Here is a 5446-nt window from a genome sequence, read left to right as displayed (position 1 = left end):
TGGGCGCTGGTCCATCAGGGATTTTCACAGCTTTAGAACTTGTTAAGAAAAAAAGTACCCAAAAGGTATTGATTGTAGAAATGGGACATCGTATTGATCAACGTAGTTGCCCAAAAGACAAGACTCAAGTATGTGTAAATTGTAAACCTTATTGTAATATTACAACTGGTTTCTCCGGTGCTGGCGCCTTTTCTGATGGAAAACTTTCTTTAAGTCCTGAAGTAGGCGGGGACTTACCTAACCTTGTTGGTTATAAAACAGTAGAAGACCTTATCCACTATACGGATAGTATCTACTTAGAATTTGGTGCCGATACACACGTAGAAGGTGTAGGCAACGAAGAAGAGATTAAAGAAATTCGCAAAAAGGCAATAGAAGCTAACTTAAAGCTTGTAGACTGCCCAATTCGTCACTTAGGTACAGAAAAGGCTCAAGAAATTTATCTTAGAATTCAAGAATATCTTCTTGCCAATGGTGTAGAAATCCTCTTTGATACAGTTGCCAAAGACTTTATCATTGAAGAAGGCGTAGCTAAAGGATTAGTCATAGCCCCTGCACGTAAGCAAGGCGAAGAAACCACCTTGTATGCAGATACTGTTGTTGTTGCTACAGGTCGTAAAGGTGCTGACTGGCTCAAACAAATGTGTACCAAACACACTGTGGCTCACCGTAACGGAACAGTAGATATTGGTGTCCGCGTTGAAGTCCGTAACGAAATCATGGAAAAGGTCAACGACGTGCTCTACGAATCTAAACTTATTGGATATCCAGAACCTTTTAAAAATAAAGTACGTACTTTCTGCCAAAACCCAGGTGGTTTTGTAAGTCAAGAAAACTACGACAACGACCTTGCCGTTGTCAACGGACACTCCTACAAAGATTTAAAATCAGATAATACAAATCTTGCTATTCTCTGCTCACATAACTTTAGTACACCATTTAATGAGCCTATTGCTTATGGACAAAAAGTAGCTGAACTTGTGAATATGCTTGGAGATGGTCACATTCTTGTCCAACGCTATGGGGATATCCTAGAAGGCAAACGTACTTGGCAAGAAGAACTAGACCGTACCAATGTCCGCCCAACCCTTAAAGATGCCATAGCCGGTGACTTAACTTCTGCTATGTCTTATCGCACAGTCTTAAATATTATTAACTTTATTCAAGCCATGGATAAAGTTGTACCAGGCTTTGCAAGTAAAGAAACCCTTCTCTATGGGCCAGAAATCAAATTCTATAGCAATAAAGTTGCTATGGATGAGAGCCTTAACACAAATATTCCAGGCCTCTTCTGCCTAGGTGACTCAAGCGGTTGGACCCGCGGTCTTATGATGGCATCCGTAATGGGTGTGCTTATGGCACGCAAGCTTGATTAACCCCATTCACAACACTTACACTTCACTACCTACCATAAGATGTAAAAAGACCTATAACCCACACTTAAACATGTGAGGGTTATAGGTCTTCTGCGTAACCCTCTATGACACATCTTCCCCCTTGTGTGGTTACTTGAACAATAGCTGTTTTACTCCCTTTATCATAATCGATGACTTGTGCATTATGAATTGTACCACCTTCAACAAAATATTCTCCTATACTAAGTGTTTCATTTATCCTGTCTTGTTTTAAATCTTGAATAATTAAGTAAACAATCACCATATCGTCATCATTGATTACTGCCAGAGGCTTTATTTCTATCCCTTGGTCTACTATGCCGTTTATACTTTTGCTATTTTCATTATAATTCCCCCCTTATTCCCTTATCCTCCTCTTGAATAGGTTGAAGGATTTGACTCATTTCTGGGCTTATTATAGAGATTAGTCTACTAATACTAGGTAATGTACTAGCTATTACTGTTCCACTTAAAATAACAATAATTGTTGTTATAAAACTAATATTAAATCTTCTTCGCATTACTAGAGGACGTTGTTTAATTACTATCTTTGTTTTTACCGCTCTTTTAAAATCACACTCTGGTGTATTCATTTTATCTAAGGCTTCTTTTATTAATATTTCATCTTTATCATACTTCATAGCTGTTCCTCCACTCGACTATAATAACCATCTATTTGCTTCAATGTTTTAGCTAATTTACTTTTAGCTCTCTCATATCTTTTTCTTAATGTACTTTGAGGTATTTGATATATATCCTCAGGCTCTGCATAACTTTTTGCATCCACTACTCTACTAAATATCAGTGCACGTTCTTCCCCTGATAATTTTAACAATGCCTGTTGCAATGTTTTACTCATATTGCCCTCCTTAGTTAAATACCAAAATGGATTTTCACCTCTATTAACGTAACTTTATTGGATTTTGTGACACTTACTCTAAATTTTTAAATTTTTATATAAAAAGGCTCAATATAATATTTTACTATTAATTGAGCTCCATTGTATTTATTATTTATTTTAAGTGGTTAAACCTCTTCTAAAGTTAAATCCGTATTCTTAGAAATTATTTCCACACCATTGATCCATAACTCATGTTCACTCATATCAATGTCATCATTCCAAGACACTCCATAGCCTCCACCATCTACTACAACACTATTAAACAAGGGTAAATTTTTAAGGGGTTCATACATTTTATCTCTATTGATTAAGCTATTCATATTATATTCTTTTTGTTTGCCATTAGTAAATTCAATTAAAAGTCTGTAATCTGAACATGGTTGTATACTTTTAATTCTAGGTGACATCTTTACTTCCTCCTATTCTAATGGTGGCAACTTAACAAATTCTTTGGTATTCCACATCTGAAGTAACTGAACTTTATACATCTCCGCCCATTCCAAAATCATTCTCTTCGCTTTATTGGGTAAATCTCCCTCTATCATTTCTAGTTCCTCTATTGAAAATACCCCATTATATTCATTGTAAATAACATGAAAATGTGGTGGTACATGGTCATTCGGATACATCTTTATTACCATTCCATAAAATCTTGTAATTACTGGCATATATTATCTCCTTTTAATGCTACTTCCTTCATACTCCCCCACATCTTTTTAATCTTTTTCTGTTTTACATATTCATAAAAGTCTAGAACTTCTGCCAGTAATTCATTGTCTTCTTCATGTGATAATTTTTCTATAACTTCTTTCGCTAGTGGACTCACTCTATCACCTCTTTCATTGTTCCATCGTATCAACCATAGATTGTTACCCCTGCATTGTTAATCTGATAAGCAAATGCTGCTGTATCTTTTACACACTCATCCCACTCTTTATTTGTATAAAGCACAATATCAAAAGGAACATCACTTTCAATTTCCACGTACATATCTGTCAGAAGTTGTCTTTTGTTATCTGTATCCTGCACTACACATAAATCAATATCACTTGTTTCTTTGAAAATTCCTTTTGCCACTGACCCAAATAATATAACCTTAGATGGATGAAATTTCTGTATGAGCTGCCCTTTAATTTCTTGCAATACTTTATCAAACTCTGGCACTGTGTCCCTCCTTACCTATACTTTATTTCTTATGACTTTTTATTTTATTATACACTATATCCTTACACATCGTTAATTATTCAGTAATAGGGATTTCTTCAGCCACTGTCTGTAATATATAAGTTCCTCTGAAGTATGGAAGTAATGCTGTGCACCATAAGCAACTTCTAAATTACATTTGAATTTTTTAGCAAACTTCTTTATAATCTCAACTTCACAAAGTTCATCTTTTTCGCCATATAAAATAGATGTAGGTCTATTCCATTGAATAATAGGATTGGCTTTTACATAGCTATAATAATCCCAATATAGTATTTGTCCAATGGGTGTAAGCATTTCTTTTTCACATTTTAATTGCTCCTCTGTTATATCAACCCAAGTCATCATGTTATTAATAATACGTTTCATATTTACAACAGGTGAGAGAAATAAGCTTTGTTCGAGGCAAGTATCTTTATATGAAAGCAAACTAAAATACGCTCCCATACTACACGCAAATAGAGATATGTGTTTTGCCCTTGCCAATGCAAAATCCATTATTTCTGTTAGTTCCTGAATACACGTTTCAACTTTACAAAGTGTTGACTCATTTTTTCTATCTCCATGCTCTGGTAAATCGAAACTCAAAACTTGATATCCGAGCGGTACTACTTCTTCCGCAAGAATAGAAATAGGACTATCCGATTTTGACGACATATTACCATGTACAGCTATAAATAACCTTTCACTATCTTCTCCCCATAAAATTGCAGGTATATGATTAATTTTAATTTCTTTTTTAAGCATTTTAGCCTCCGTAGACTATAGAGGTAAATACCTCCATAAATAGTATGTATTTTTAAAATTTTCCATCACAACATCCCCCTTTCCCTATTAATCTGTAAATATATATTATATTCCTTTTAATCATCTCATAAAAACATTTTTAGTACAATTTATACTTTTATTATATCAGACCGATATTCTCACCGACCTTGTGACGTCATAATGACGATGGTTAATTGAAACTACCTAGTATTAGTTAAAAATACTCATTATTTTCTTACAATAAACAAAAACTCGTAAGCCATTGATAGTCAACAACTTACGAGTCTTTTCTTCATATATCTGATAGGATTCGAACCTATGACGCATGATTTATCTAACAAAGTGCATAGTTACTACCCCTTTTATTGTGGCGTAGTAACTATATACTTTCTTTAGATATGCACCAATCTTCACGTCGCTCTCTCGACGTCGTATCTACGATCTCTAATTGTAACTATCTAGCACTACTTGCACTTTCTCGCAACAATCAAGAATCTATGCTCTGTTCCCTCAATATATTTATTCTTTTCAACTTCTTTCTGCATCTCATGTAGTTGCCTAAAACATGTCTCTACAGAAAAACCTGGAAACTCCCATTCGATAATCTTTGCAAAATATGCTAATGCGCCTACATCATAAAATCGTATAGTTGGAAAGCTTTCCTCTGTTTTTATCATCTCAAACCCTGCGGCTTTCAGTTGAACTACATTATTTTTCAAATCATGCTCTGGGAACTTAGGTTGAAAGTCATTGATCAATCTTGTTGATAAGTCAAAGTTGTTTTTCCCACCTACTTGCTGTGTGATAAAGTATCCCCCTTCTTTAAGGATACGACTTACCTCACAAGCACAAAAGGATTCATGCCTATTAATAATGATATCAAAATACTTATCAAGAAAAGGTAATTTCTCATCCTTATAAACTTGTTTCACCTCTATACCTAACAGGCTTAGCTTCTCCTCACAGAGCCTTACATTAGGCTCGTATGATTCAGTTATAGCCGTTAACTTATAAGGATGATTCAGGGTTAATAAAAATTCTGCTCCATCTTCCATTTATATACGAAAAATCCCACCCTTTAAAGGCGTGTTGCTCTTCCATTTTCCATAGCTGTTTTAATTTATCATTTTTCATTATAATCTCCATTCCGCCGCTGTCGCTGGCGGCACAAATAGTGATG

The 5446-nt window shown here is 34.9% G+C and carries 10 protein-coding genes; 1 reads left to right on the top strand and 9 read right to left on the bottom strand.

What is annotated here, in order from left to right; translation table 11 throughout:
- Window positions 1–1376 (top strand): NAD(P)/FAD-dependent oxidoreductase (locus RRY75_RS13760; RefSeq protein WP_332717306.1); only part of this gene is annotated, 1376 nt, incomplete at its 5' end.
- Window positions 1377–1455: 79 nt separating this feature from the next.
- Here the strand turns inward: RRY75_RS13760 and RRY75_RS13755 are convergent.
- From RRY75_RS13755 to RRY75_RS13715, 9 genes are all read right to left on the bottom strand, one after another.
- A complete protein-coding gene (locus RRY75_RS13755) occupies window positions 1456–1656 on the bottom strand; it encodes a hypothetical protein (protein WP_332491254.1) in 201 nt (66 codons plus the stop codon).
- Window positions 1657–1738: 82 nt separating this feature from the next.
- Window positions 1739–2035: a hypothetical protein gene (locus RRY75_RS13750; RefSeq protein ID WP_332491253.1), complete on the bottom strand. Its 297-nt coding sequence runs from the start codon at window positions 2033–2035 to the stop codon at window positions 1739–1741.
- A complete protein-coding gene (locus RRY75_RS13745; protein ID WP_332491252.1) occupies window positions 2032–2253 on the bottom strand; it encodes a hypothetical protein in 222 nt (73 codons plus the stop codon). Before RRY75_RS13745 ends, RRY75_RS13750 begins: the two co-directional genes overlap by 4 nt.
- 167 nt (window positions 2254–2420) lie before the next feature.
- Entirely contained in the window at window positions 2421–2702 is a 282-nt protein-coding gene (locus RRY75_RS13740; RefSeq protein WP_332491251.1) for a DUF2442 domain-containing protein, read from the bottom strand.
- Window positions 2703–2714: 12 nt separating this feature from the next.
- Window positions 2715–2963 carry a DUF4160 domain-containing protein gene (locus RRY75_RS13735; RefSeq protein WP_332491250.1) on the bottom strand — a complete coding sequence of 83 codons (249 nt, stop codon included), beginning with the start codon at window positions 2961–2963 and terminating at the stop codon, window positions 2715–2717.
- Window positions 2954–3121 (bottom strand): hypothetical protein, encoded by a 168-nt coding sequence (locus tag RRY75_RS13730; protein WP_332491248.1) that lies wholly within the window; start codon window positions 3119–3121, stop codon window positions 2954–2956. Before RRY75_RS13730 ends, RRY75_RS13735 begins: the two co-directional genes overlap by 10 nt.
- 29 nt (window positions 3122–3150) lie before the next feature.
- Window positions 3151–3459: a nucleotidyltransferase domain-containing protein gene (locus tag RRY75_RS13725; RefSeq protein ID WP_332491246.1), complete on the bottom strand. Its 309-nt coding sequence runs from the start codon at window positions 3457–3459 to the stop codon at window positions 3151–3153.
- Between the two features lie 72 nt (window positions 3460–3531).
- Window positions 3532–4245, bottom strand: coding sequence for an alpha/beta hydrolase (locus RRY75_RS13720; protein ID WP_332491245.1), 714 nt, complete (start codon window positions 4243–4245; stop codon window positions 3532–3534).
- A gap of 485 nt (window positions 4246–4730) precedes the next feature.
- A complete protein-coding gene (locus RRY75_RS13715) occupies window positions 4731–5321 on the bottom strand; it encodes a class I SAM-dependent methyltransferase (protein WP_332717299.1) in 591 nt (196 codons plus the stop codon).
- Window positions 5322–5446 lie beyond the last annotated feature (125 nt).

The organism is Niameybacter sp. (genome assembly GCF_036655075.1).
Lineage (GTDB): Bacteria > Bacillota > Clostridia > Lachnospirales > Cellulosilyticaceae > Holtiella.
Note: the sequence above shows the minus strand (reverse complement) of the source record. Positions and strands in the feature narration are given on the sequence as shown.